This is a genomic window from Dyella koreensis, from assembly GCF_044904565.1.
Classification (GTDB): domain Bacteria; phylum Pseudomonadota; class Gammaproteobacteria; order Xanthomonadales; family Rhodanobacteraceae; genus Dyella_D; species Dyella_D koreensis.
Genome location: NZ_JADIKD010000005.1, coordinates 86,318 through 112,321 on the forward strand (window position 1 = coordinate 86,318; position 26,004 = coordinate 112,321).

General features: G+C 64.7%; 25 protein-coding genes. 10 read left to right on the forward strand and 15 right to left on the reverse strand.

Translation table 11 applies throughout. The features are described 5' to 3' along the window. The first annotated feature begins 6 nt into the window (after nt 1–6). A complete protein-coding gene (locus tag ISS97_RS01335) occupies nt 7–642 on the forward strand; it encodes a GNAT family N-acetyltransferase (protein WP_379987478.1) in 636 nt (211 codons plus the stop codon). Nucleotides 643–650: 8 nt separating this feature from the next. On the opposite strand, the gene ISS97_RS01340 is transcribed toward ISS97_RS01335, so the two are convergent. Further along, nucleotides 651–821: a DUF1328 domain-containing protein gene (locus ISS97_RS01340; RefSeq protein WP_379987479.1), complete on the reverse strand. Its 171-nt coding sequence runs from the start codon at nt 819–821 to the stop codon at nt 651–653. A 141-nt stretch (nt 822–962) separates the two neighbouring features. On the opposite strand from ISS97_RS01340, the gene ISS97_RS01345 reads away from it, so the two are divergent. Next, on the forward strand, nt 963–1,262 hold the full coding sequence (locus ISS97_RS01345) for a hypothetical protein (RefSeq protein WP_379987480.1): 300 nt from the start codon (nt 963–965) through the stop codon (nt 1,260–1,262). Nucleotides 1,263–1,266: 4 nt separating this feature from the next. On the opposite strand, the gene ISS97_RS01350 is transcribed toward ISS97_RS01345, so the two are convergent. Both ISS97_RS01350 and rpsU read right to left on the reverse strand, forming a co-directional pair. Continuing rightward, nucleotides 1,267–1,713, reverse strand: a complete 447-nt coding sequence (locus ISS97_RS01350; protein ID WP_379987481.1) for a GatB/YqeY domain-containing protein — start codon at nt 1,711–1,713, stop codon at nt 1,267–1,269. 201 nt (nt 1,714–1,914) lie between these two features. Beyond that, nucleotides 1,915–2,130 carry a 30S ribosomal protein S21 gene (gene rpsU, locus ISS97_RS01355; protein WP_014404075.1) on the reverse strand — a complete coding sequence of 72 codons (216 nt, stop codon included), beginning with the start codon at nt 2,128–2,130 and terminating at the stop codon, nt 1,915–1,917. A 55-nt stretch (nt 2,131–2,185) separates the two neighbouring features. Here rpsU and tsaD point away from each other — a divergent pair, with 55 nt between their 5' ends. The 4 genes from tsaD to ISS97_RS01375 all read left to right on the forward strand — a co-directional run bounded on the left by tsaD (nt 2,186) and on the right by ISS97_RS01375 (nt 5,063). Next, nucleotides 2,186–3,238: a tRNA (adenosine(37)-N6)-threonylcarbamoyltransferase complex transferase subunit TsaD gene (tsaD, locus tag ISS97_RS01360; protein WP_379987482.1), complete on the forward strand. Its 1,053-nt coding sequence runs from the start codon at nt 2,186–2,188 to the stop codon at nt 3,236–3,238. Between the two features lie 41 nt (nt 3,239–3,279). Then, a complete protein-coding gene (gene folB / locus ISS97_RS01365; protein WP_379987483.1) occupies nt 3,280–3,639 on the forward strand; it encodes a dihydroneopterin aldolase in 360 nt (119 codons plus the stop codon). Then, nucleotides 3,639–4,121: a 2-amino-4-hydroxy-6-hydroxymethyldihydropteridine diphosphokinase gene (gene folK / locus ISS97_RS01370; protein WP_379987484.1), complete on the forward strand. Its 483-nt coding sequence runs from the start codon at nt 3,639–3,641 to the stop codon at nt 4,119–4,121. The genes folB and folK overlap by 1 nt, the downstream gene beginning before the upstream one ends. A gap of 120 nt (nt 4,122–4,241) precedes the next feature. Then, a complete protein-coding gene (locus ISS97_RS01375; protein WP_379987485.1) occupies nt 4,242–5,063 on the forward strand; it encodes a DUF6159 family protein in 822 nt (273 codons plus the stop codon). Nucleotides 5,064–5,112: 49 nt separating this feature from the next. On the opposite strand, the gene ISS97_RS01380 is transcribed toward ISS97_RS01375, so the two are convergent. Beyond that, nucleotides 5,113–5,859 carry a pteridine reductase gene (locus ISS97_RS01380; RefSeq protein ID WP_379987486.1) on the reverse strand — a complete coding sequence of 249 codons (747 nt, stop codon included), beginning with the start codon at nt 5,857–5,859 and terminating at the stop codon, nt 5,113–5,115. A gap of 85 nt (nt 5,860–5,944) precedes the next feature. Continuing rightward, nucleotides 5,945–6,661 carry a hypothetical protein gene (locus tag ISS97_RS01385; protein WP_379987487.1) on the reverse strand — a complete coding sequence of 239 codons (717 nt, stop codon included), beginning with the start codon at nt 6,659–6,661 and terminating at the stop codon, nt 5,945–5,947. A 230-nt stretch (nt 6,662–6,891) separates the two neighbouring features. Between ISS97_RS01385 and ISS97_RS01390 the strand changes: the two genes are divergently transcribed. After that, nucleotides 6,892–9,084: a TonB-dependent receptor gene (locus ISS97_RS01390; RefSeq protein ID WP_379987488.1), complete on the forward strand. Its 2,193-nt coding sequence runs from the start codon at nt 6,892–6,894 to the stop codon at nt 9,082–9,084. Nucleotides 9,085–9,191: 107 nt separating this feature from the next. Further along, on the forward strand, nt 9,192–10,385 hold the full coding sequence (locus ISS97_RS01395) for a class I SAM-dependent methyltransferase (RefSeq protein WP_379987489.1): 1,194 nt from the start codon (nt 9,192–9,194) through the stop codon (nt 10,383–10,385). Here ISS97_RS01395 and ISS97_RS01400 read toward each other — a convergent pair. The 5 genes from ISS97_RS01400 to ISS97_RS01420 all read right to left on the reverse strand — a co-directional run bounded on the left by ISS97_RS01400 (nt 10,380) and on the right by ISS97_RS01420 (nt 19,441). Then, nucleotides 10,380–12,623: a YfhO family protein gene (locus ISS97_RS01400; protein WP_379987490.1), complete on the reverse strand. Its 2,244-nt coding sequence runs from the start codon at nt 12,621–12,623 to the stop codon at nt 10,380–10,382. The two genes, ISS97_RS01395 and ISS97_RS01400, sit on opposite strands and share 6 nt — an antisense overlap. Before the next feature lie 66 nt (nt 12,624–12,689). Next, nucleotides 12,690–14,720, reverse strand: a complete 2,031-nt coding sequence (locus ISS97_RS01405; protein WP_379987491.1) for an LTA synthase family protein — start codon at nt 14,718–14,720, stop codon at nt 12,690–12,692. Nucleotides 14,721–14,779: 59 nt separating this feature from the next. After that, nucleotides 14,780–16,009, reverse strand: coding sequence for a multifunctional CCA addition/repair protein (locus ISS97_RS01410; RefSeq protein WP_379987492.1), 1,230 nt, complete (start codon nt 16,007–16,009; stop codon nt 14,780–14,782). Between the two features lie 390 nt (nt 16,010–16,399). After that, entirely contained in the window at nt 16,400–17,344 is a 945-nt protein-coding gene (locus ISS97_RS01415) for a complex I NDUFA9 subunit family protein (protein WP_379987493.1), read from the reverse strand. A gap of 18 nt (nt 17,345–17,362) precedes the next feature. Further along, nucleotides 17,363–19,441 carry a transglycosylase SLT domain-containing protein gene (locus ISS97_RS01420; RefSeq protein ID WP_379987494.1) on the reverse strand — a complete coding sequence of 693 codons (2,079 nt, stop codon included), beginning with the start codon at nt 19,439–19,441 and terminating at the stop codon, nt 17,363–17,365. A 491-nt stretch (nt 19,442–19,932) separates the two neighbouring features. On the opposite strand from ISS97_RS01420, the gene ISS97_RS01425 reads away from it, so the two are divergent. Next, on the forward strand, nt 19,933–21,528 hold the full coding sequence (locus ISS97_RS01425) for a glycoside hydrolase family 17 protein (protein WP_379987495.1): 1,596 nt from the start codon (nt 19,933–19,935) through the stop codon (nt 21,526–21,528). Here the strand turns inward: ISS97_RS01425 and ISS97_RS01430 are convergent. The 5 genes from ISS97_RS01430 to ISS97_RS01450 all read right to left on the reverse strand — a co-directional run bounded on the left by ISS97_RS01430 (nt 21,451) and on the right by ISS97_RS01450 (nt 25,236). Further along, nucleotides 21,451–21,867 (reverse strand): hypothetical protein, encoded by a 417-nt coding sequence (locus tag ISS97_RS01430; protein ID WP_379987496.1) that lies wholly within the window; start codon nt 21,865–21,867, stop codon nt 21,451–21,453. The genes ISS97_RS01425 and ISS97_RS01430 overlap by 78 nt on opposite strands. Beyond that, on the reverse strand, nt 21,864–22,673 hold the full coding sequence (locus ISS97_RS01435) for an endonuclease/exonuclease/phosphatase family protein (protein ID WP_379987497.1): 810 nt from the start codon (nt 22,671–22,673) through the stop codon (nt 21,864–21,866). The genes ISS97_RS01430 and ISS97_RS01435 overlap by 4 nt, the downstream gene beginning before the upstream one ends. 118 nt (nt 22,674–22,791) lie before the next feature. Next, entirely contained in the window at nt 22,792–23,445 is a 654-nt protein-coding gene (locus tag ISS97_RS01440) for a thiol:disulfide interchange protein DsbA/DsbL (RefSeq protein ID WP_379987498.1), read from the reverse strand. 47 nt (nt 23,446–23,492) lie between these two features. Further along, nucleotides 23,493–24,392, reverse strand: a complete 900-nt coding sequence (locus ISS97_RS01445; RefSeq protein ID WP_379987499.1) for a thiol:disulfide interchange protein DsbA/DsbL — start codon at nt 24,390–24,392, stop codon at nt 23,493–23,495. Nucleotides 24,393–24,456: 64 nt separating this feature from the next. Continuing rightward, a complete protein-coding gene (locus ISS97_RS01450) occupies nt 24,457–25,236 on the reverse strand; it encodes a c-type cytochrome (RefSeq protein ID WP_379987500.1) in 780 nt (259 codons plus the stop codon). 124 nt (nt 25,237–25,360) lie between these two features. Between ISS97_RS01450 and yihA the strand changes: the two genes are divergently transcribed. Beyond that, entirely contained in the window at nt 25,361–25,999 is a 639-nt protein-coding gene (yihA, locus tag ISS97_RS01455; protein ID WP_379987501.1) for a ribosome biogenesis GTP-binding protein YihA/YsxC, read from the forward strand. The last annotated feature ends 5 nt before the right edge of the window (nt 26,000–26,004 follow it).

Sequence of the window (26,004 nt, forward strand, 5' to 3'; positions counted from 1 at the left end):
GTGTTCATGCCAGCCAGTGCGCAGATCCGCTTTCGACCGGCCAGTGCCACTGATGTTGCTCTGGCGGTGCCGCTGATTTACAGCTCCGGCCCCGCCGCGTTCGATTATGTATTTGCGGTGCCAGGACGCGGCGATGCTCAAGACTTCCTGCGGCACGCCTTTGTCGACGGCGCGGGTGAATTCGGCTGGCGCAATCACTGTGTGGGTGAGCTCGATGGCCAGGTCGTGGCGGTGGGGGCGGGTTTTGGTGCCGAGACGCACTGGCCATTCACGCTGGCGGCGGCGCGCCAGATCCTTGGATATTACGGACTGCGGCATGCGCCTGGCGTGATCGCGCGTGGTTTGCGGGTGGAAGCGGTCATTCCGCCCCCTTCGGGCGATATGCATTACCTGGCGCATCTCGGTGTGGCGCCAGCGTTGCGCGGGCGGGGCATCGGGCGCGCGCTGATCGACTATCTGGTGGCCGCCGCGCTCACGGATGGGCGGCAGCGCATGGTGCTGGATGTGGCTGTCAGCAATCCGCGCGCCGAGGCGCTTTATGCACGCTGCGGCTTCACGATGACGGGTGAGCGGTCATCCGCGCTGGCAAACGCGCAAGGCAGTGTGCCCGGCCACCGGCGCATGGAGTGGCGGCCGGGCTGAGCGGCCATCTACACGAGATGGAACAGCCCGATCGCGGCCAGCACGGCGATGATGAACAGGATCAGGAAGATCGCGAACAGGATCTTGGCGATGGTGCCGGTGACGCCGGAGACCTGTGAAAAGCCCAGCCAACCGGTAACCAGCGAGATAATGGCGAGGATGATGGCCCACTTGAGCATGCTTGCCTCCGTCACGCTGTCGCGCCGCCGAATGGCGCACGCTCACGGTGTAGCGGGCGGGGTGTGAAGAGGGTGCGTCGATAACGCTTGCGCAGCGTCATGCTGCGCTGCAGCCTTCACGATCCATTCGAGGAGATGACGATGTTGCTGACGTGGGTGTTGCTGCGCGCACAGCGCGACATCGTGCAGCACTTCATGCAGGCCGGCGCGACCGCGGCCGATAGCGCGCGCACGACAGAAGCGCTGGGCTTGAAGCCGGGCATTGCCTGGCATCAGCTGGTGGGGCATGCGGTGCTGCGCTGCCCCGGCGAGGGGCACTATTACCTGGATCTGGCGAACTGGGAGCGCTTGCGCCTGCAGCGGCGCCGCCATACCTGGATGGTCGGCGTCGCCGTGCTGGTGCTGCTGGCGCTGTTGTTCTGGCTGCGCGCGGCGGCCTGAAGCGTTAGCCCGCCAGGCGCGCTTTGATACGTCCGGAGACGGCGGCCATGTCGGCGCGGCCGGCGGCCTTCTCCTTCACGGCGGCGACCACTTTGCCCATGTCGCGGGCGCTGCTGGCGCCGGTATCGGCGATGGCGGCAGTGATCAGCGCGTCGACTTCCTCGTCGCTGAGCTTGGCCGGCAGATAGGTCTCGATCACCGCCATTTCGGCGCGCTCAACGTCGGCCAGGTCGGTGCGGTTGGCGGCGTCGTACTGGCTGATGGAGTCGCGGCGCTGTTTGAGCATCTTTTCCAGCACGGCCAGGGTCTGGGCGTCATCCAGCTCGATGCGCTCGTCCACTTCGCGCTGCTTGACCGCGGCCAGCATCAGGCGGATCACCGCCAGGCGCTGCTTGTCGCCGCCGCGCATGGCGGTCTTCATGTCTTCGGTGAGCTGCTGCTTGAGGGACATATCACTCTCCGGGGTGGTGGCGGGGTGGTAGCGTGAAGGAAACGCATAAAGCCGGCGTTGCACTGGGCAACGCCGGCCTATGTTGAAGCGGAAGGCAGCGGCGGCGGATAAACGCGCCAGCTGCCGGGCCGTGTCTGGTACCTTGGGGCTAGGCGCCGGTGGCGCCTGCACTCCGGATCGTCCGCCGGGCGGACGAAAGGCTCAGTACAGGCGGGTGCGACGCGAAGTGTCGCGCGAGAGACGACGCAGGTGACGCTTCACCGCGGCGGCACGCTTGCGCTTGCGCTCCTGGGTCGGCTTTTCATAGAACTCGCGCTTGCGGGTCTCGGCCAGAACGCCGGCCTTTTCGCAGGTGCGCTTGAACCGACGCAGGGCAAGCTCGAACGGCTCGTTCTCGCGAACTTTTACGCTGGGCATGGAAACTCCGAATGGTAAACTGGCCCGTCTGATCGGGCGAGCCGCGAAGTATAGCGTGGACACGAAGCAATTTTCAAAGCCCATCCTGGGCATCGAGACCTCCTGCGACGAAACCGGCGTGGCCCTGCTGCGCTGGGAGCCGGCTGCGCCGGGCAGCGGGCTGCTTTCCCACGCGCTTTACAGCCAGATCAAGCTGCACGCCGACTATGGCGGTGTGGTGCCGGAGCTGGCCAGCCGCGACCACGTACGCAAACTGCTCCCGCTGATCCGTGAGGCCCTGGCCGAGGCCGGCCTGACCCCGCAGGACCTGGGCGGCGTAGCTTACACGGCCGGCCCGGGCCTGGTCGGCGCCTTGCTGGTGGGGGCGGCGGCGGCACGGGCCATGGCCTGGGCGCTGGGCGTGCCGGCCATCGGCGTGCATCACATGGAAGGTCATCTGCTGGCGCCGCTGCTGGAAGACGACCCGCCAGAGCCGCCATTCGTGGCCCTGCTGGTGTCCGGCGGCCATTCCATGCTGGTCGAGGTGAAGGGCATCGGGCAGTACCGCATCCTTGGCGACACCCTGGACGACGCCGCGGGCGAAGCCTTCGACAAGACCGCCAAGATGATGGGCTTGCCGTATCCGGGTGGCCCGGCGCTGGCCGCACTGGCGCAACAGGGCAGGCAGGGCGCATTCCGTTTCTCCCGGCCCATGACGGACAGGCCGGGGCTGGATTTCAGCTTTTCGGGCCTGAAGACCCAGGTCCTGCTGGCCTGGCAGCAATCGGACCGAAGCGAGCAGACCCGCGCGGACATCGCGCGCGGTTTCGAGGAGGCCATCGTCGACACCCTGGCGATCAAGTGCCGTCGCGCGCTGCAAGCCTCCGGCGCCAAGCGGCTGGTGATCGCCGGCGGCGTAGGCGCCAACAAGCGCCTGCGCGAGGAACTGGCGGAGGCTGGGGCGAAGGAAGGTTTCCGCGTGTATTTCCCGCGTCTGGCGTTCTGCACGGATAACGGCGCGATGATCGCGCTGGCCGGCGCCATCCGCCTTGCCCATGGCCAGCATCAGGACGAAACGGTGCAGGTATTCCCGCGCTGGGATCTCGAAAGTCTGCCGGCCGCGGTGTAACGACGCTTGCATCGGCACGGCTTCTTGCCGACCCTAACCGCATGGATATCGTTTTCATCGAAGATCTGCGCATCGACACCGTCATCGGCATCTACGACTGGGAGCGGCGCGTGCGCCAGACCTTGTCGTTCGATATCGAGATGGCGTTCGACAACACCCGTCCCGCCGCGACGGACGACATCGCCGACACGCTCAACTACAAGGACGTGTCCAAGCGCCTGATCGATTACGTCGGCGCCTCCAGTTTCGGCCTGGTGGAGACCCTGGCCGAGCGTTGCGTCGCGATCATCCGCGAGGAGTTTGGCGTGAGCTGGGTGCGCCTGAAACTCTCCAAGCCCGGAGCGGTGCGCGGTTCCAAGGCCGTGGGCGTGCGCATCGAACGCGGCCAGCGGCCTGACTGATGGCGCGTGCTTACCTGAGTCTCGGCTCCAATATCGAGCCGCAACGCTACCTGCGCGCGGCGCTGGATGAATTGCGCGCTCGCTTCGGCGCGATTGCGGTGTCGCCGGCGTATCGCAGCAAATCAGTGGGGTTCGACGGGCCGGATTTCGTCAACCTCGCCGTGGGGCTGGATACCGACCTCTCGCCGGAAGCCTTGAACGACTGGCTGCATGCATTGGAAGACCGCCATGGCCGCCGCCGCGATGTGCCGCGCTATGCGGATCGCACACTGGACGTGGATATCGTGCTGTACGACGACCTGGTACTGCAGGGCGCGGGACACCTGGAGATCCCGCGCAAGGAGCTGAAGCACGCCTTCGTGCTGCGCCCCATCGCCGACATCGCTCCGGAGTTGCGCCATCCGGTGAGCGGCGAACGCATGGCAGCGCTATGGGCCGCATTTCCGGCGGACCGCGAGCCGCTGACGCCCGAGCCGCTCTGAACGCCCTGCTTTGAACGACACACTATCGCCCGTCACGCGCGGGTGCTAGAACACGCACCTCAATCACCATGGAATGAGGTAGGGGGCATGGCGGGGAAATTTGCACGTAGCTGGAGTCTGATGAAGTCGAGCGCCGCGGTGCTGCGTTCCGACAAGTCGCTGATGATGTTCCCATTGCTGTCGGGCATCTGCTGCCTGCTGGTGGCGGCTAGTTTCTTGATCCCGATCGGCATGGCGATGGTCGGCGCGGAGCGCGCCGGTGTCGGCGAGCACGGGCTTTCCGTGGGCGCCTATGCAGCGTTGTTCGTGTTCTATCTGGTGCAGTATTTCGTGATCATTTTCTTCAACACCGCGCTGGCCGGTGCCGCGCTGCAGCGGCTGCGTGGCGAAGCCACCAGTCTCGAGGCCGGTTTCGCAGTGGCGAAGTCGCGCGTGGTCAGCATCTTCGGCTATGCGCTGATCGCCGCCACGGTGGGACTGGTGTTGCGCGCGCTGCAGGAGCGTCTCGGCCTGATCGGTCGCCTGGTTGCCGGCTTCCTCGGTCTGGCCTGGACGGTGGCTACCTTTCTGGTGGTGCCAGTGCTGGCCAGCCAGGACATCGGTCCGATGGATGCAGTGAAGCGCAGCGTGGAACTGCTCAAGCAGACCTGGGGCGAGAACCTGATCGGCAACGCCGGCCTCGGCGTGGTGTTCGGCATCGTCACTTTCGTCGCTGCGCTGTTGGCCGTGGGCCTTATCGTGGTGGCGGCGAGCATGCAGTCTGCCGCCGCGCTGATCGCCATCATTGCGATCGTGGTGATCGGCTTTACCCTGCTGGCGCTGATCCAGGCTTCGCTGCAAGGCATCTATGCCGCTGCGCTGTATCAGTACGCGGAGGAAGGCACCGTGGGTGGCGGTTTTGATCAGGCGCTGCTGGAGCGTGCGTTCCAGCCGAAGAGCTGAGCGGAGCGTCGATTCGACTGAAAAAGGGCGGCAGTGATGCCGCCCTTTTTTATACGGCGAGTGAGCGGCCGCCGTCGATGCGGATGATCTGTCCGGTGACAAAGGTCGCATCGCGTAGCAGCCACAACACGGCACCGGCGACATCGTGCGGTGAGCCCGCGCGTTGCAGCGGCGTGCGCGCGAGCATGGCTTGCTGATCGTCGTAGGGCTTGCCGTCGCTGGGCCACATCACCGCACCGGGCGCGATGCCGTTGACGCGGATCTCGGGGCCAAGATCGAGCGCGAGTGATCGCGTCATGGCAGCCAGCGCCGCCTTCGCCATGCAATAGACCGGGTGTTTGGCGAGCGGCCGTTCCGCGTAAATATCGACAAGGTTGACGATGGCGCCGTGCGATTCGCGCAAGGCAGGCACTGCCGCCTGCGCCAGAAAGAAGGGCGCCTGCGCATTGGAGGCGAACAGCTCGTTCCATTGAGCGGGCGTCGCCGTGCCGATCGGCGTTGGGTAGAACGCGGACGCATTGTTGACGAGCGCATCGAGGCGGCCGAACTGCGCCACGGTGGTATCGATCAGCGCCGGCAGGGCTTCGAGATCGGCGAGCTCCGCCTGCAATACCAGGGTGCTGTTCGCGCGCCGCTGCTCCAGTTCGGCGGCCAGCGTGGTGGCTTCGTTGACCGAGCGTCGGCAGTGCAGGGCGAGGTCATAGCCAGCGGCGTGCAGCGTGCGTGCGATTTCCGCGCCCACCCGTTTGCCGGCGCCGGTAATCAGGGCGACCGGACGTTCCTGGTGTGCGTTCATGCGCGGCTCCTGCGTGCATCGGATCAGCGCGCAGCTTGCCGCAAAGCGCCAGGGGCGTCATCCCGCAGGCGCACGCGAAGTGCGGCTATTCGGGTGAATGCTCGCGCTTGACTACTTTGCGCGCGACACGGCCGACGGTGTGTACCACGCCGCGTTTGGGACGCTCCTTCGGCAGGGTTGCCTCTGGTGCATCGCCAGCTTCGGTATCGAAGTCACCGCCGAACATGGCAATGGCCGTACTCGCGACCTGCCCGGTGTCGTAGTAGGCGTAGGCGCCGACACCGAGCGCGCCAACCACCGGCAGCCAGCGCGACAGGCCCTTGCCGACGGTACGCTGGGTAACTTTCACGCCGATGCGTTTGGCGACACGTTCGGCGACGGCGTACGACATGCGCCGGAACAGCAGGCGGTCGCCCATGCGCACCACCAGATCGCGAAACGCCTGTGCCGCGGTGTGGCGGAACAGACACCACAGCATCTGCTCGCGGCCGAGTGCGGCATGTTTGCCGTAAGCGGCGGCAATGTCGCTGACCATCTGTGCCTGGATCTTCCAGATGGCGATCAGTTCGGGCAGCACGGTGAGCCAGCCCAGCGGCCCCGGCGGTAGCGCCAGCGAGCCGGCGGTGAGTGCGGCGCGTTGTGCTGCACGGTTGGCCAGCTTGCGAGCCTCGGCCTCCGGGTCACTGCTGGTGTCCACTTTGCTGTTCGGGATCTGGCTGACGAAATCCAGGATCGCCTGAGTAATGCGGCTGTGTTCGTCCGCACCGATCACGGCGGGAAGCTGCTTGTTGCCCTCGGTCATGCGGGAGCTCCTGACGATCGTGCGCAAGGCAGTCTAGGTGGCTTTGATGAAAACATGGCGAATATCGGCCAGCGCCGCTCAGGTTTGGGCGTTTGGACATCCGCAGGCGATTGTTTTCGCAAGATTGTGCGACGCAGGGTGTGACTTCTGGGGCAGGCGTTGGGCTTGGTTCAATGGCAATGTTATAACGTATCGAAAAACACAAAGCCCCTTTCCCGCCCGAGCCCCCGATGAAGCCCACCTTGCTTGCTTTCAGCCTTGCCGCCGCCTTGGCTGCCGTATCCGCGCACGCGGCGGAACCGACCGCGCAAACCGTCGATACCTCCAGCCCGTCCGCCAAGGACGACACGGCGGCTGATGCCGCCGGTGGCGCTACCCGCAACAAGCCCGCGAACAAGGTCCAGCAACTGGGAGCGATCGATGTGACGGCCGCGCTGGATCAGGCGCGCAATGCGCTGTCGCCGGATACCGGCAGCAGCCAGTACGTGATCGACCAGAAGGCGATCCAGGCCATGCCGCTGGGCGAATCGACGCCGTTGAACCAGGTAATCCTGCAAGCGCCAGGCGTCGTGCAGGATTCCTACGGCGGACTGCATGTGCGCGGTGACCACGCGAACCTGCAATACCGCATCAATGGCGTGATCATTCCCGAGTCGATCTCCGGCTTCGGCCAGACGCTGGATGCGCGCACCATCAAGAACGTCAAGCTGCTCGACGGCGCCCTGCCGGCGCAGTACGGCCTGCGCACGGCGGCGGTGGTGGACATCACCACCAAGAGTGGCCATGACCTCGGCAATGGTGGCAGCGTTGGCATCACCGGCGGTTCGTTCGGCACGCTCAACCCCAATGCTTCGGTGTGGGGCAGCAGCGGCGCATGGAGCGGCTTCTTCACCGCCAACTATCTGGAGAACGATGTCGGTATCGAAAACCCGACCTCCAGCCGCAAGCCGATCCACGATCACACCAATCAGGTGAAGGCCTTTGGCGATATCTCGTACTTGATCGACAACGAGACCCGGCTGAGCTTTCTGTTCGGTGCCAGCAACAACCGCTTCCAGGTTCCGAACAACCCGAACCAGACACCGAAGTTCGGCTATCTCGACACGGTCGACTTCGATTCGGCCAAGCTCAACGAACAACAGCGGGAAAAGACCCGCTTCGGTGTGCTTGCGCTACAGGGCAAGCTGGGCAGCACTGACTACCAGGTGTCGCTGGGTCAGCGCTACACCAGCGTGAATTTCCAGCCGGACCTGATCGGCGATCTGATGTTCAACGGTGTGGCTTCCAATGTGACTCGCACCAACCGAGCCAGCACGCTGCAGGCGGATTTCGCCACGCCGATCGGTGACAGCAACACCTTGCGCTACGGCGTCTACGGCAGCTTCGAACACGCCAGTAGCGGCAACAACGCCTGGGTCTTTCCGGTGGACGCCAATGGCAATCAGGCCAGTACCACGCCGCTCAACATCATCGACAACAACCGCCTGACCGCGAAAACCTGGTCGGCCTATGTGCAGGACGAATGGAGCATCGGCGAGAAATGGACGGTGAACTACGGCGTGCGCGGCGACAAGTACACGCTGGCGCGCACCGAGAGCCAGCTGAGCCCGCGCCTGGGTGTGGTCTATCAGGCCACTGACAGCACGACGGTGCATGCCGGTTACTCGCGCTACTTCACGCCGCCTGCGACGGAGATGGTCACCACCTCCAACATCGCCAAGTTCGACGGCACCACCAATGCTGTGTCCAACCCGGGCAATGCCATACCGCTGTCGGAGCGCTCGGACTACTTCGATGCCGGCATCGCGCAAAACGTTACCCCCGCGCTGACCTTTGGTCTCGATACCTATTACCGCAAAGTGACCCGCCTGCAGGACGAAGGGCAGTTCGGCGCCGCGCTGGTGTATTCCACCTTCAACTATGCCCGCGGTCATATTGGCGGCGTCGAGTTCACGGCGAACTACGATGAAGGCCCGATCTCCGCCTACTTCAATTTTGCCTACAACCGCTCGATGGGCAAGAAGGTCATCACCAGCCAGTACAACTTCGCGGTCGATGATCTCGCCTACGTCGCCGACAACTACATCCACCTCGATCACGACCAGAAGTACACCTCGTCGGGTGGCATCAGCTATGCCATCGACAGTGCCACCAAGGTCGGCGCGAACTATATCTTCGGCACCGGCCTGCGCCGCGACGGCGCCGTGCCGAACGGCAACTCGATGCCGGACTACTTCCAGCTCAACCTGAGCCTGTCGCACGACTTCAACTTCGACAGCGTGGGCACGCTGCACACGCAATTGGCGGTGATCAACGCGCTGGATCGCACCTATGAGTTGCGCGATGGCACCGGTATCGGTGTGGGCGCGCCGCAGTTTGGGCCGCGCCGCGGGCTGTATCTGAGTCTGCAGAAAGACTTCTGATCAGGCTGGCCCCTCTTCCCTTCAAAGGGGAGAGGGGCTGATTGCTCGGCGCAACCCAATTCGGCCCTATGGCCGCTTCGGCTATCCTTGGCGGGATGAATCCAAGCATGTCATCCCGTCTGCCGACCCCGGGTGCCGAAGAGCGCGAGCACTCCGACCGCCTATTGCAGCGACTGCGCGAGGAGATCGCCTCACACGGACCGATGCCGTTCTCGCAGTACATGGAGCGCTGCCTCTATATGCCGGGGCTGGGCTACTACAGTGCGGGCGCGACCAAGTTCGGCGAGGCCGGCGACTTCGTGACCGCGCCCGAGCTGGGTCCATTGTTCGCCCGCTGCATAGCGCGCGTCGTACAACCCGTCTTCGAGATGCTTGGCGAGACAGCCGATTTCCTGGAACTGGGCGGCGGCAGCGGAGCGTTTGCGGAAGCCGTTCTGTTGGCGCTGCACGCGGAGAACGTCGCACCACGCCGCTACCTGATCCTGGAGCCGAGTGCGGATCTGCGCGAACGCCAGCGCGAGCGTCTGGTCGCCGCTTTGCCTCCCGCCTTGTTCGAGCGCGTGGCGTGGCTGGATCGTCCGTCGGAAGAAGACTGGCAGGGTGTGCTGTTCGCCAATGAAGTGATCGACGCCTTGCCGACGACACGATTCGCCATGCGCCATGGCGAGGTCTATGAGGAATATGTGGCTCTGGACGGCGAAGGTCGCCTGACGCGCATCGATCGTCCCGCCGACGCGCTGGTCTCCGGCGCAGTGCGTCACGTCGAGCGCGATATGGAAGCCGAGTTCGCCGAAGGCTATCGCTCCGAGATCTTGCCGCAATTGCCCTACTGGATGCAGGCCGTGGCCGCGTCGCTGACCAAGGGCATCATGCTTTTCATCGACTACGGCTACGTGCGCCGCGAGTTCTATCAGCCCGGACGCACCGACGGCACGCTGATGGCGCACTACCGTCACCGTGCACACAACGATCCGTTGTACCTGCCCGGCCTCAACGACCTCACAGCCTCGGTGGATTTCACCGCACTGGCCGAGGCCGGTAACCAAGCCGGCTTCGGCGTCGCCGCCTATCTACCGCAGGCGCACTTCCTGATTGCTGCCGGCCTGCAAGAAGTGTTCGAGCGTGCCTACACCGAAACCGACGACGAGGCGACGCGCTATCGGCTATCGCAGCAGGTGAAGCGCCTCACTTTGCCGGATCAGATGGGCGAACGTTTCCAGGCCATGGTCTTTGCGCGTGGCATGGATATGGTGCCGCTGCCGGCTGATCTGTTGGCGGCGGATCAGGGCGAGCGGCTATAGGCGAGCAGCATCTCGCTGGTAGCGTTGCCAGGTCTCCGCCACCATCGTCCAGGGGTGGAAGCGAAATTCCAGCGCATGCTGACCGGCCGGAACGCAGACTGCCCGGAACATGCCGTTGGCACGGTGGATCGGTAGCGGCTCGCCATCAACCTGTGCGCGCCAGCCTGGAAAATCCAGTTCGCTGACCACCAGCCAGCCGGGACCTTCGTCAGAGCGTGTCCGAACCGTCAGTGATGTCGGTGTGGTCGTGGCGTCCTGCAACTGCAGGCGATGGTTGCAGCCGGCGGCGCGAGCTTCCGCAAGCTCGCGATCCTGCGCGTCGCGCGGAGTCAGCCAGAACGTCTGATTGAAGTCGGTTGAGGCGAACACATCTGGCGATGGCGGTGCATCGGAGGTGCGCATTTCAACGGGTGTCAGCAGGCGCGGATAGGCATGGTTGTTGCGCCAGACTTCGCCGTTGCGTCCGGCGAAGACACGCTCATAACCTGTTGAAGGTGTCCAGGAGGGCGACTTAAGCGTGGTGTCCCTTACTAGATATTCGGCACCGAGCAATGCACTCATCGCGCTGCCCGGCGCCGGGTTGTAGGGCGTAACGGGCCAGGACTGAATGCTGCTCTCGCGTGCGCCGTACCATTGCTCGTAGAGCGCATAGCGCAACGGATTGTAACCCTGGGTGGAATGCAGGCCGCGAAACGCCGCCGAGTTGTCCCAATACGGTTGGGTGTTCACTGGTTCGACGCGGGGAGGCAGTAGTCTGCCGGCGGCACGTGCATCGTTCGCAATGAATGCAGCGGCATCGTCTCGCATCAATGCGCGGGTGCCATCGGGGCCTTGATTGAACAGGCCGTTGAGATTGAAGCAACGGTAATCAACCACCAGCAGTGCCAATAGCCATGCAGCTCGGCCGATGTCCGTGATGCCTGGGCGCCGTACCCGCCACAACGCGATCACGGCAAGCAGTGAAGCTGCCAGTGTGGCTGTTTGCCAGCGCGTATGTGTGTCGCGCATGGCGAAGCTGGTGAGCAGTAACCACACGGCGGCAACTACCAGCAGCCACGTGAGATGACGTCGCGAATCCAGTCTGAAGTGTGAGGCGGATAAGCCGACAACGATCGCGAAAGCAAAATTAAGCAGGTAGGCCCCATCCGCAGGACGCCTGAACTGCTTGATCCCTGGCAGCCACGAATACAGCCACCCGTAGAAAGGCGTATTCACTCCGAGCATATACAAGGTGGCGATCAATCCCACGACACCGAAGAACAGCATCTGCCGACGTTGTTGTGGTTGTCGCCAGGCCAGTCCAGATCCCGCAAGCAGCAACAGAGGCAGGACGCCAATGTAGAGATAAGCCTCAACGAGAGAGGCCGGTCCCGTATAGGTGCCACGCAATGCGTGCAGCGCGTTGGGACTGAGCAGCGTCAAGAATGCGCGCAGGTCCAGCGAGGCCGGAACCGCGGCCGCCAGCGGCAGTTCCGCACGATTCGAGAGGGCAGTGAACGCGAGGCTAAGGACGAGTTGCGGTAGTCCCATGGCGAGCGCAAGCAGCAACGCCAATCCCATGCCGAAGCACCATTGCCAGCGATCGCGTGAGGTGTAGCTGCGCCAGTGCGCCACGGTTGCCACCACACCATACCCAGCGAGCATGAGTACAAGGAGATAGGTTAGCTGTACCAGCTGAGTCAGCATGGCTCCCGCAGCACATCCGAACAGCAGGCCGCGCTGCCACTGCGGCCGCGCAAGGAAATGGCGCAGCGCAAGCAGCACCACAGGTGCGTAGCCATAAGCCACGACGATGGGTACGTGTTCAATGCGGGATGCGGCGACGCCGCCGGCCATAAAGACCGTGGCGCCTATCAGGCTGCCGAAGGCGTTGGCACCGGTCCGGCGCAATATGGCCAGTATGGCGGCGCCACCCATCAGCACATGCAGCAATACACCCCAGGCAAACCAGGTGCCGCCTGGCGAGGAGGGCAGCAGCATCCACAGCATCAGCAGTGGCGAGAAAAGCATGCCTTGCGGATCGGCGATCTGCGGATAGCCGCCGTAGATGTGTGGATTCCACCAAGGCGCCAGACCGTGACGCAGGCTGTGCGCGTTGAAATAAACGGTGGGATAGAACTGGTCGCTGGCATCCCATGGCAAGACCTTGATGCCCACCAGCACAGGCAGATTCAGAAGCAGCCAGATCAGTAACAGCGCACCGAACAGGCGAGTGCCAGGACGTTGCCACCAGGACATGAAATCCCTTTCTTGATGGGCGTGTCGCCTGCGCCTTTCCAGAAGGCGCAGGCGACACAGGAAATGTTAGTGAGAGGCGGGCATGGCGTCAGCGGCGCTCTCGGCGGCGCCTGGCGAGGGCTGCACCGGCGTGCTGTCCTCCTTACGCCGCCCCAACTGCTGGTTCTTATACATATGCGCCGCCACCTGGTAGTACGCCGTGGCCTGATCCACCAGCGACTGCTGGACCGGATGCACCGGCGTGCCGTCGCCGGTGTCGAAATCGGGCTTCATCTGTTCCAGTCGACGCTGCGGTTCGAGCACGGTGAGGATGTCGCCGTGCAGGTAGCCGAGTTTTTCGTAGGTGGCGGGGAAAGCGCGCTCGCGGCCGGGTTCGAGCTGGAACAGGTCGTAGCCGAAGAAGCGGCTGCGGTAGCTGAAGTTCAGCAGGCCGAGCAGGGTGGGCACGATGTCGATCTGGCTCATCAGGCGATGTACGCGCTGCGGCTGGATGTGCTTCGGCGCGTAGATCCACAGCGGAATGTGGTAGCGGTTGATCGGCACGCTGGTGCGACCCGCGCTGGACGAGCAGTGGTCGGCGGTAATGACGAAGATGGTGTCGTCGAAGTACGGCTTGCTGCGCGCACGCTTGATGAAGTCGGCGATGGACCAGTCGGTATAGGCCACGGCGGCTTCGCGCGTGCCGTTCTTCTGCGGTACGCGATCGGCCGGCACGGTGAAGGGGCGGTGGTTGGAGGTGGTCATTACATGCAGGAAGAACGGCTTGCCTTCCGCATGACTGCTGTCCATCTGGCGTAGCGCGAGGGTATACAGATCCTCGTCGGCCACGCCCCACACGTTCTCGTGATGGATGGGGTCGCTCTTGGAGATATCGTTGCGGTCCACCGCGCGATAGCCGTTGTGGCTGAAGTAGTAGTTCATGTTGTCGAAGTAGCCGTAGCCACCGTAGACAAAGTCGGACTGGTAGCCGCGGTCATTGAACACCGTGGCGACGGAGAACAAGTTCTCGTTGTTGTGCGCTTTCACCAGCGAATCGCCCGGCGTCGGCGGGATCGACAGCGACAACGCTTCCAGGCCGCGAACCGTGCGGGTGCCGTTGGCGTAGAGGTTGTCGAAGAACAGGCTCTGGTCGACCAGAGCGTCGAGATTGGGCGTGATGTCGCGCTTGTCGCCGAAGGTCTTCATGAAATCGGCGGAGAGGCTTTCCACGCTGATCAGCACCACGTTGAGGTGCTTCTCGGGCCCGGTATGGCGGATCTCGCGGGTAAGGTCGCGCGGATCGTCGCTGATGAAGGTGGCCTCGGGGGTCTTGATCAGGGCGCGCACGTCACGGAATGCCTGGTCTTCCGGCAGCGTGGTGTAGAAGCGCGAGTAGTCGAGATGGCTGCTGCGGAAGGCGGCGAAGAATTCGTAGATGCCGTTGCCAGAGAGTTCGTTGACGAAGACGTTGTCGGTGCGGTCCTTCAGCGTGCCCTTGAACGCAAAGGAGATCAGCACAGTCAGCGCCAGCCAGGTCAGCACGACCTTGCCACGCTGAAGGAAACGCGTGCCGCCGTCGCGCGTGCGCAGCCCCTTGCGGCTGAGCACCAGCACCACCAGCACGGCGAGGGCGAGCAGGCTCAGCCATGTACCCAGCGGGTAGGATTCACGGATATTGCCGATCACTTCCGTGGTGTAGACGAGATAGTCCACCGCGATGAAGTTGAAGCGCGTGCCGAATTCGTTCCAGAACACCAGTTCGGAGACGGCCACGAACATCAGCCAGTACAACAGCACCGCGCCGAGCACATACAACACCCACTGGCCGACGCGCGACAGATAGGCGCGCTGCGGCATCAGCCACAGGAACAGCACCAGCGGCCAGGCCACGTAGATAAAGGTGACCAGGTCGTAACCCAGGCCTACGCCGAAGGCATACGCCCAATACAGCGGGTTATGCGGCACACCGCTGCCGGCCATGCCCAGGAGGACTAGGCGAGTGATGGCGCCAAGCAGCACATAGGTGATGCCGAGCCACCACAAAGGGCGAAAACGCTGGCGCAGCGGTGAGGCAGAGAGATAGGTGGCGGGCAAGGGTGGCTCCGGGCGCAAGGTCATCAGAACGCCCGACTTTACCGAAAAGTGACAGGCAGCCCCGTTTTATATAACGGATTGGCTTAGCGAACGCTGGATTTGACCTCGGCGATGGCCGTTATACGGGCTTTTTCCAGCGCTGCGCCCACTTCCGGCCCTTGTAGCCCCTGGGCTACGAAGGCGGTGGCGCCGATCCCGGCTGCCGCCGCGCGCGCCGCGCGCAGGTAATCGGCCTGGGGATAGCTGTCGTTCTCATGATCCAGGCGGCCGCGTTTGTCCGCCTCGCAGGCGGCCAGGAATACATCCAGTCGTTCGGGGCGGCGCAGCGCATCCAGCGCGCTCAGCAGGCGCAACACGGTTGCCGGCTTCAGTTCCAAGGCGCGATGTGCGTTGAGGTGTTCGCGGCACACCTGTTCGGCCAGCGCCGCGTAGTCGGTCGGTACGCGAAGACGCGCTGACAGTCGGCGCAGCGGTGACACACCGGCCTGTTCGTGGCCGATATGCCGCGGCAGGACATTGGTCGGCGTCAGCGCCTTGCCGAGGTCGTGGGTGAGTGCGCAGAAGCCAACCAGGTCGTTGCCCGGAGCGATACGCGCAGCCATGTCCAGCACCATCTCCAGATGGATGCCGGTGTCGATTTCGGGATGGAATTCCGCGCGCTGCGGCACGCCATACAGGGCGTCGATTTCAGGAAACAGCACAGCCAATGCGCCGCTTTCGCGCAGTACTTGCAGGAAAGCGGAGGGGCGCGGTTCGGCGAGTGCCTTGCGGGTTTCCTGCCATACGCGCTCCGGCACCAGGTGATCCACTTCGCCGTCGCGCACCATCTGTTGCATCAATGCCATGGTTTCTTCGGCCACGCGGAAGCCGAGCGGCGCGAAGCGGGCGGCGAAACGCGCCACGCGAAGCAATCGCACCGGATCTTCGACAAAGGCCGACGAGACGTGCCGCAGCACGCATTGCTCGATATCGCGCACGCCATGGAAAGGGTCCACCAATGCGCCGTGCTCATCTTCGGCAATGGCGTTGATGGTGAGGTCGCGCCGGGCCAGATCCTGCTCCAGCGTCACTGAGGGATCGGCCTGAAAGGCGAAGCCGTGGTAGCCGCGGCCGGTTTTGCGCTCGGTGCGGGCGAGTGCGTATTCCTCGTTGGTCTGCGGGTGCAGGAAAACGGGGAAGTCTTTGCCTACGGGTTTGTAGCCGAGCGCGAGCAGGTCGTCGGGCGTGGCGCCGACAACGACGTGGTCGTGGTCGACGACGGGGCGGCGGAGCAGTTTGTCGCGGACTGCGCCGCCGACTAGGTAGGTACGCATGGGGGGATTCTGCCACGTTGCTCTGTTTTCTCCCCTAAAGGGCGAGAGGTCGGTTCTTGCGACATCGTTTCTACTTCGTCATTCCGGCGAAGGCCGGAGGCGCTTCACAACAGCGAAGCTGGTCATCCAGTAGTGGTGTGCTTCGGTTGTCGCGTCTGCGCGCCCTGGCCGCTTATGCAGCGGGCATTTCGGACGCCTGCCGGCGCCCGAGTTACTTTCTCTTTGCTGGCCCAAAGAGAAAGTAACCAAAGAGAAATGGCCTCAGAGCAGGCGGTGGGCTCTGTAGCTACGCCTTTTCCAGTGTCAGACGTCGGAATGACGATCGTCCAGTCTTGATCGCCGTCCAGGAGAGACGGCGATCAAGGACTAAAGACAAAAAGCGGCGCGCGTTTAGCGCGCGCGGTAGGTGACGCGGGAGTGGTCTAAACGACGCTGCCGGATCGAGCCTTGCAGCAATACCGGCAGCCATGGCGTGAGTGCCTGCGGCTGAATGCCCAGGGCGGCATAGCCGTCCTGTTTGCCGACGGAGTCGGTGCGCAGGGAGAGGAAGTTGTCGCGGGAGAAGGGTTTGCCGGGGAGGAGTTCGGCGAAGGCGGCCTGCAGTCGGCCCAAGCTGTCGGGCAGGGGCAGGATGGGGGTGCGCAGGCTGGCGCTGTCGCGGATCTTGTGCACGATCTCGCCCAGGGTCAGGACTTCGGGGCCATAGAGCTCGAAAGTGCGGTCGATGCTCAAAGCATCGTCGGCGACACAGCGGGCGATGGCTTCGGCGACGTCGCCAGCGTAGGTGGGGGCGAGTCGCGAGGGGGCGCGTGCGAGCGGCAGCACGGGCATGCTGCGCAGCAGTTTGGCGAAGCGGCTGACCAGGCCATCGCCAACGCCGAACATCACGCTGGACTGGTAGATGGTCCAGTCGAGGCCGGATTGGCGCACCACGGTTTCGGCTTCACCACGCGTCTTCAGGTATCGCGACAGGCCCTGGCCCGCTTTGAGCGAGCTCATCAGATGCAGGCGCGAAACGTTGGCGGCCTGGCAGGCGGCGGTGACGCGCCGCGGCAGATCCACGTGTGTTTCCTGGAAGGTGTGGCGGCCTTGCGGGTTGAGGATGCCGATCAGGTGGATGACAGCGTCCGCGCCTTCGAACTGGCGCCGCAGAGCGTTGCCGTCGTAGACGTCGGTACTGCGTATTTCCACGCCGGGAAGCACGGAGAGTTCACGGTGACGCTCGCGGTTGCGCGAGAGCAGCACGATGCGGTGGCCATCAGCGGCCAGTCGCGGCACCAGATAGCTGCCGAGAAAGCCGGTGCCGCCGAGAATGACAAGTTGCTTGGGTTTCATAGCGATGCACCTCCGTGCTTAACGCGCTGCATCCGTGGCTGCACCGGGGCTGGCCGCCACCGGTGTGGCAACGGAGCTGGTATCGGCCGGCGCGGCGGGCGCGGGGGCTACTGGACAGGCGGCCACGCGCCGTGGCGTCTGGCCATCCGGAAGTCTATACGCCTGACCGATCGCCGGCATGCGTTCGGCCAACGTGGTGGCCTTGCCGTTGAGGCGCCAGTCGTAGATCACCGCGAAGGCCATCACGCGCGCCACGTATTCGCGCGTTTCCTTGAACGGCATGCTGGCCACGAACAGATCCGGCGGTAGCGAGCCGCGCGCGGCCAGCCATTGATCGACACGACCGGGACCGGCGTTGTAGGCGGCGCTGGCCAGCCATGGCGCGCCGTTGAAGCGCTCCGCCATCTGGCCCAGGTAGCGGGTGCCGAGTTTGATGTTGACCACGGGGTCGTAGAGCGAGTCGCCGCCGCTCCAGTCCAGCCCGTTGCGCTTGGCGACCAGGACGGCGGTGCTGGGCAGCAGCTGCATCAGGCCGCGCGCATCGGCGCCGGAGCGGGCATCAGACATCCACGCGCTTTCCGCGCGCAGGATTGCGTAGGCCCAGGACGGATCGATGCCGGATTCGCGCGCCTGTGGCACCACGCCATCTTGGCTGGCCAGCGGGAAGCGTTGCTCGTAGTAGCGCAGTGCGTCGCCGCTGTTGAGGGTGAACACCGCGCGGTCGTACCAGCCGCGGCGATAGGCGAGATCGACCGCCAGCTTGAGGGTGGTTGGATCGGCGCCATCCAGCGCCTGCGACCATTCCCGGCGCGCCAGCTTCGGCAGATCCACGGCATAGAGTTCGAACGCGCGTTGCAGGCCGCGATTGGCCAGTAGCGCCTGTTCTCTTTGCGCATCGGTCGGCAGAGTCAGCGGGCAGATGCCATAAGGCGTGTCGAGATGGTCGGCGGCGAGAAAGCCGAAATAGGTGGGCTCCAGCGCCAGGGGGGCGAGGACCTTGCGTGCCTCGTCATCGCGATCCAATGCAGTCAGCGCGCGCGCGCGGAACCAGCGCCATTCGCCATCCTGTTGCTGTGTTGCAGGCATGGCGTCGATCGCGGCGAGCACCGCCTTCCAGTCCTGCTGGGACAGCGCGACGCGCACGCGCCACTCGCGGCTGGCATCGGTTTGCGCAGTGGCCGGCAAGGAGATAAGCCGTTGTAGGGCACTTTCATCGAAGTCGGTTGCATGGAAAACCGCCAGCGCGTTCAGCACGCGTCCGCGCTGCTCAGGCGTGAAGCTGAAACGGCTTTGCAATTTCTGCCATGCCGTATCGGCTACGGCGGACTGGCGGCGTGCCAAACGCTCCAGTGCAAGCATGGCGGCCTGCCGGTAACGCGGCGTGTCCAGCCAGTTGCCGGCTGCCACCACGGTGCTGCCCGGATCGCGTAAAGCCATCGCCAGGCGCTGTCCGACCTGCATGTCCTCAGCTGGCAGCCATTCGGCCAGTGCGGCGATCGTGCCGCCCTGACCCGCATCGGCGGCACGATCGATACGCGCCCATAGGCGCGGGCCGGTCAACAGGCCCTGATCGCGTGCCGCATTGAGCACCGGGTCGCATGCGCTGGGCAGATTCGGCTTGTTCCACAACGCGGACAGGTCGCGATCGAATTCCAGAGTGCCGCCATTGGCGAGCTTTGCCTGCAGCGCATCGCAACTCAAAGCGTCACCCATGCCGGGCTGGTAGAGCGAGAGGAAATTGCCCCAATCCTTGCGGCGCGCCAGTTCCAGCAGATAGTCGCGGCGAAGGTCGTTGGCGGGAATCAGATCCGGGTAGCGCTTGAGATAAGCATCGACCGGCGCGCGATCGAGCTGGCGCAGATCGTGGGTCAGCGCGGCTGCTTCCAGATAGGGATACAGCGGATAGTCGGCCAGCCCCTTGGCCAGATTGCGCCAGCCGTCACCACCTTGCTGGGCGGCAGCATAGGCCTGCTTGAAGGCGACACGCTGAGCGGCGCCGGGTTCGGCCGCCGCGAGGGCGCTGACGGCCATCAGGCCGATCGAGGCGAGTGCGAGCCATGGGCGGGAAAGGCGCCGCGGCGCTGCGGGATGGGGCATGACAACTCCTTGAACCGATCGAGGCGCAGTGTAGATCGCCGGCCAGCTCCGGGCCGCGACGTCGAACGCGCCCGCCAGAGTGGCAAAGGGCCGCTGAGCGTGGCGTTAAAACACCAAGGGATGCTCTGATCTATTCCGCGCGGGCGTCACCTCTGTTGTTTGCGCGCAGATGGCCGTTGCGTTGGCGAAGGCAGGCTGGACGTCTGTTGAGACAACGCAACGGCCATCTGCGCGCAAACAACAACGGCCCAACTTCTTGTTTTCAAATGATGGGTGATCTCCAGAAGGCACATGGCGGCCGCCGCGCGGCTTGACCTGACGGCCAGTCAGGCGCTGCACCACGCGGCGGCCGCCATGTGCCTTCTGGAGATCATGCCGCCCACGCGGAATAGATCAGAACATCCCAAGCGTGACGCCGGCAAAAAGCCTTGCCCTGCTAGACTTCCGGGCTTTCGAGGCGCCGCGGCCGGCGCAAACCCTACAGGTAGCGCATGTCGTCATCGCCCTCGTCGTCATCCCGCGTGCGCTTCTGCGTGTGGCTGGTGCTGGTGTCTGCCACCGTGGCGGGCGCGTTGTGGTGGTGGCTGATCGGCCGGCCGGTGCAGATGCCTGAGGCGCCTTCGGCGCGCATCGCCTGCGTGTCGTATGCGCCGTTCCGCGAACCGGGCGAGACGCCGTACGACTTGAAGGCCTTCGTGAGCCCTGAGCGCATCGATGCGGACCTGCGCGCCTTGTCGGAGCGCTTTGATTGCGTGCGCACGTATTCGCAAGGGCAGGGCCTGAGCGCGGTGCCGGAAATTGCCGGTCGCTACGGCATGAAAGTGATCATGGGTATCTGGCTGGGTCGCGATCCGGTGGCGAATGCCAAGCAGGTCGAGCTGGGCATCGCCTCGGCCAAGGCGCATCCGGAAGTTCTGCGCGGAGTCATCGTCGGCAACGAGGTGTTGTTGCGCGGCGAACTGTCGTCGAAGGCGCTGACGGCGTATGTGCGACAAGTGCGCGAAGCACTGCCGAAGTCGGTGCCGGTGAGCTATGCCGATGTATGGGAATTCTGGCTGCGTTATCCCGAGATGGCGAACGCGGTGGACTACCTCACTATCCATGTCCTGCCGTATTGGGAGGATGAGCCGGTGCCGCCCGAGCATGCGGTGCGCCACGTGGCCGAGGTCTATCAGCGGGTGAAGCAGGCGTTCCCCGGTCGCGAAGTGATGATCGGTGAAACCGGCTGGCCCAGTGCTGGCCGTCCGCGCCGCGCGGCGAGCGCCAGCGTGGTGAACGAAGCGCGCTATCTGCGCGATTTCCTGCAATACGCCGGCAGCGTGTCGATGCCATACAACGTGATCGAGGCCTTCGACCAGCCGTGGAAGCGCGCGCAGGAAGGCACGGTGGGCGGCTATTGGGGCATCTTCGACGTCAACGCCAGGCCGAAATTTGCGATGCAGGGACCGGTGACGGAAGAGCCGCGCTGGTGGCTGGGCTGGGTGGCTGGCGTCGCGGGCATGTGGGTGTTCGTGGTGGCCGGGCTGTGGCGGCGCGACTGGCGCGGTCTGCGCGGCTGGGCGGCGCTGAAGTTTGCGGGCTTCGCCAGCGGCACCGCGCTGGCCTGGCAGTACCGGCAGATGCTCTATGCCTGTCGCAATGCTCTGGAATGGGCGCTGTCGATCGGTGCCTGCGTGGTGGCGCTTGGCACGGCCATCATGCTCGCGCGGTGGATCGCTGGTTGGCTTGCGGGTGCGCCGCGCCGTCCTGCGCCAGGTGGCTGGCTGCGGTTTGGATGGCTATTTGTATTGGCACTGGAAGGCTTGCTGCTGGTGTTCGATGGCCGCTATCGCGATTTTCCGCTGGGCCTGTTCGCGTTGCCGTGTATCGGCTTTGCGCTGGTCGGCTGGCTGGACGGCTGTCGCGAAACAGAAGGTCTGGCGGTGGAAGAGCGCTTTCTGGCGTTCTGGCTGCCTGCGCTGGCCGCAGTGGTCGTGGTGCAGGAGCTCGGGCTGAATACGGTGACCTGGTTATGGCTGGGTCTGAACTTCGCTATCGCCTTGCCCGTCTTCGTCGCCTGGCGACGCGCCCGCCTGCAACCGCAGTAAACGCAGGCAGCCCACCAGCACGGCGAAGGCGCCGCCTTCATAGCAATACATCTGCAGCGCGAACAGGCCGGCCGCCGCGGCCAGCCATGCGGTAAACGGATGCTTCCAGGCCAGCGCCAGCAAGGCGGCGGCCAGCGCAGCCCAGCCATAGCCATAGCTGAGAAAGCCCATGACCGCGGCTTGTCGCCATTGGCACCAGGCCGGATGGGTGGCTGCGCCGTCGCACAGATGTGTCATATCGCTCGGCTCGATCACGCCGTAGCGCAGGACGACCGCGAGCAGGCCGACAGCGGCGAGCAGCAACCAGGGCAGGGACAGGCGGAGCAGCGAAGGTTTCATCGGCGAAGTTTGTGGGCGCGTGGCGCGACGTGGGTGGGTAGGCGGATTTCGGCGGCCAGCGGCAGGTGATCCGAGAATGCCTGGGGCAGCGCCCACAGCTTCTCCAGATGGATCGCCTCGGATGTGAGGATATGGTCCAGCGCGCGACGCGGCTTCCAGCTGGGGAAGGTCGGCGTGGGTTGCGCCGGCGCAGTCAGGCTGCACTTGGCGAACAGGTGACGCATCTCGGCGCTGTTCGCGTCAGTGTTGAGGTCGCCCATCAGGATCGCGTGCGGATATTCCTGCAGCACTTCGGCGATAAACGCGAGCTGGCGCGCACGCGCCGGCGCACTGAGCGAGAGATGGGCGATCATCACGGCCAGCGCATCGTTGCCTTCGCCGAAGCGTGCCAGCAGCGCACCGCGGCCGGGAATGCGGCTGGGCAGCGGATAGTCCAGCACGATACTGGGTTCCAGGCGGCTGATCAGGCCGTTGGCGGAATGCGCCAGGCGGGCCATCGGGCGATTCGGCTGGTGGCTCCAGAACGGCATGCCAGCGGTTTCGGCCAGGTAGCGCGTCTGGTTGAGGAAGCCGGAGCGCAGGCTGCCGGCGTCGGCTTCCTGCAAGCCGATCACATCGAATTGCGGCAGCACTTCGGCGAGGCGGTCGAGGTTGTCCAGCTTGCTGCGCCCCGGCAACACCGCGTTGATGCTGCGCGTGACGTATTCGCTGTAACGCTGCACGCTCGCGCCGGCGAGAATGTTGCAACTCAGCAGCCGCAGGCGGCGTTCGGTGGCGGCAGCTTGGGCGGGGGCGGCGCGGGTCATCGGATCACGGTGCACGGAGTGGGGCGGGGCATCGGTATGCCGCTAGGCAACACTGACTAAGCATGCCCACCCGGACGTGAATGCGGGGCCGTCAAGCGACAGCCCCGCGTGGTGCGGCTTACTTGCCGGTGAGTTCGCGCTTGGCCAGCCACTGGGTGAGCGCGGCCAGCTGGTCCAGCGTCTTCACGCTGTTGCTGCGGTACTTGCCGTCGACCACGATGGTCGGCGTGCCGTCGATCTGCCATTTCTGCACGAAGGCCATGTCGCGCTTGATCTGCGCGGTGACTTCATCGGAGCTGGCGATACTGAGGAACTTGGCGCGGTCCACGCCCTTGGTGGCGTAGAAGTCGGCTAGCTCATCCAGGGTCGAGATCGGATAGTGGTCGCTGAACTTGGCCTGGAACAGCGCCAGATGGGTCTGGTCGAGCACGCCGAGCTTCTGTGCCGCGTAGAAGGCGCGCGCGAACGGCACCCACTGATCGTTGAACGCAGCCGGCAGCAGCTTGAACACCACGCCGGCCGGCAGCTGCTTGCGCATCTGTTCGGCGATCGGCGCGAAATGCGCGCAATGGATGCAGCCGTAGGAGAAGATCTCGACCACTTCCACCTTGCCGTCGCTGCTGTAGCGCTGCGCGGGGGTGGGCAGGGTCACGTACTCGGTGCCTTCGGTGTAGGGCACCGGCGCCTCGGAGTTGGACGCCGTGCAGGCGCTGGCCAGCAACAGGCCGCCGAACAGGGCGACGATGCGCAGGCGGGCGAAACGCTTGAACATGGATATCTCTCCGGAAAAACGGGACAGGGTGGCCATCATCGTGTGCCTTACTTGCCAGCGGCTTCCTTGGCGACCAGCCACTTGGTCAGCTCGATGATCTGCGGATAGCCACCCGCGCTGGTGACGTCGTACCGGTACTTGCCATCCACCACCATGGTCGGCGTGCCTTCGACACCATAGGCCTTCACCAGTTCATCGGCGCGCTTGGCCTTGGTGTTGATGGTGAATGAGTTGGCGACGGCGACGAACTCTTTCGGGTCCGCGCCGAACTTGGCGTAGACCTTGGCGGCATCCTCGAGCGTGGGCAGCGCCGACATGGGCTTCAGGCCCTGGCCGCCGGGCTTCATCGCGCTGAGCTCACTTGTCTTCCACACCGCGTCGTACATTGCATCGTTGGCCTTGTCGGCCACGCCGAGTGCCTGTGCGGTCAGGAACGCGCGCTGCAGCATCGGCCAGTTTTCCTGCGGAATGAACGAGGCGGGCAGGTAGGCCATCACGGCATTGGCCGGCAGGCTGGAGGCCAGCTGATTCACCGTGGGATGGAACTGGTTGCAGGCCGGGCAGCCGTACGAGAACACCTCGACCACTTCGACCTTGTCGGTGTTGGTGATCTTGGATTGCGCCGGTTCGATGCGGAAATAGTTCTTGCCCTCGACCCACTTGCCGTCATCCACGAACGGCTCGGCCTTGGCGGCGGCGCTCGGGGTTTCGGCGGGTGCGGCAGCTTCCGGCCTGGCGCCGTCGCTGGCCGGTGCTGCTGCAGCGGTAGCTGCGGCGGCTGGCGCGGGCGCGGTGGCTGGCGTCGCCGGGGCGGCAGCCGGTTGCGCGGGTGCGCTGGCGGCCGGTGCCGGCGCGGGCGACTGAGCGGCGCCGCTGTTATCGCTGTTGTTGCTGCAGGCGGCGAGCGCGAGCAAGGAGACGCACAGGAGGGGCAGACGCTTCAGCATGGTTACCTCGGAAAACAATGTGACGTAAAAACGATAACGCCGGCTCGGGGCCGGCGTTGTTTGATCAGGGCGTGGCCGGCTTGCTGCTGGTGCCTTCAGTGGCGTGCAGGCCTTCGATATAACTGGCCAGTGCGGCGATGTCCTTGGGTTCGAGCTTCTGCGCGATGCCCGGCATGATCTTGGCATGAGCATCGTCGCCCCAGCTGCTGCCGTCGTGCATGGCCTTCAGCGTGGCCTCGATGTACTGGGCATGCTGGCTGGTCAACTGCGGATACATGGCGCCCGGGTTGCCGCGGCCATCAACGCTGTGACAGGCCATGCAGGCCGGGATGCCGCGGCTGCTGTCGCCTTCGCGATAGAGCTTCTGGCCCTGCGCGACCAGCGCGGCGTCGGCCACGCCCGGCAGGGCGGTCTTGGTGGCGAAGTAGGCGCCGATGTCACGCATGTCCTGCTCGGACAGCGGGGTGGCCATGCCCATCATGATCGGGTTCTGGCGCTTGCCGCTCTTGAAGTTGGCGAGCTGGTGGGCGATGTACTGCTCGCTCTGGCCGGCCAGCTTCGGGTACTGCGCATCGCTGGAGTTGCCGTCCATGCCATGGCAGGCGCCACAGGCGGCAGCCTTGCCGGCACCGGCGGTGGCATCACCCAGCTTGACGCCGGCGGACGCCTCGGCCGCAGGGGCTGCGGCTTTCTCGGCGCTGCTGGCAGCAGCCGGCTGTGCAGCGGTGGCCGTGGCGGCGGGCTTGGCTTCCTGCGCCGAAACGACACCGGCAGCAAGCGCGAAGACGAGGGCTACGGCATAACCAAGAACAGCGGGCCGGGAACCAGCGGGCCGAAAACTCATACACTTGTCTCCAGAAAAACTGCTATGGCTGCACGGCGCGCGGCGTGGTGGCGCCCGTAACTGGCAGAAACTTTGGAATTATCCCTGCCGCATCGTAGCCGGTCAAACCAGAAGAATCCCCCAAATGAGCCTCAATCCTCTCCAGGGCGCCCAGTTTGTGCTGGCCGCCCATCGCATCAATCAGTTGCCTGCCGATCAGGGTGCGGAGGTGGCTTTCGCCGGACGCTCCAACGCCGGCAAGTCCAGCGCGCTGAATGCGCTCACCGGACACAAGGGGTTGGCGCGCACCTCCAAGACCCCGGGGCGCACACAGCAGATGGTGGCGTTCTCGCTGCCATCGCTGGCGCAGGGTGAGGGGCAGCCGCCGTTGCAGGTACGGCTGATCGACCTGCCGGGCTACGGCTACGCCAAGGTGCCGCCGGAGCTGCGTGATCACTGGAAGCAGGAGATCGATGCCTACCTGCACCAGCGCCGCAGTCTGCGCGGTGTGGTGCTGATCGCGGACATCCGCCATCCGTTGAAGGAATTCGACCGGATGATGCTGGAGTTCTGCTTCCAGACCCACTTGCCCTGCCACCTGCTGCTGACCAAGGCCGACAAGCTGTCGCGCAACCAGGCGTCGCAGGCGCTGGCGGCGATGCGCAAGCAGTTTGAGCAAGATGGATTGCAGGCGACGGTGCAGGTGTTCTCGTCGACCGAAGCGACGGGTGTCGAGTCTGCCCGTGAAGCTGTGGTTGCGCTGCTGCGCCAGCCGCGAGAGTAAGAAGC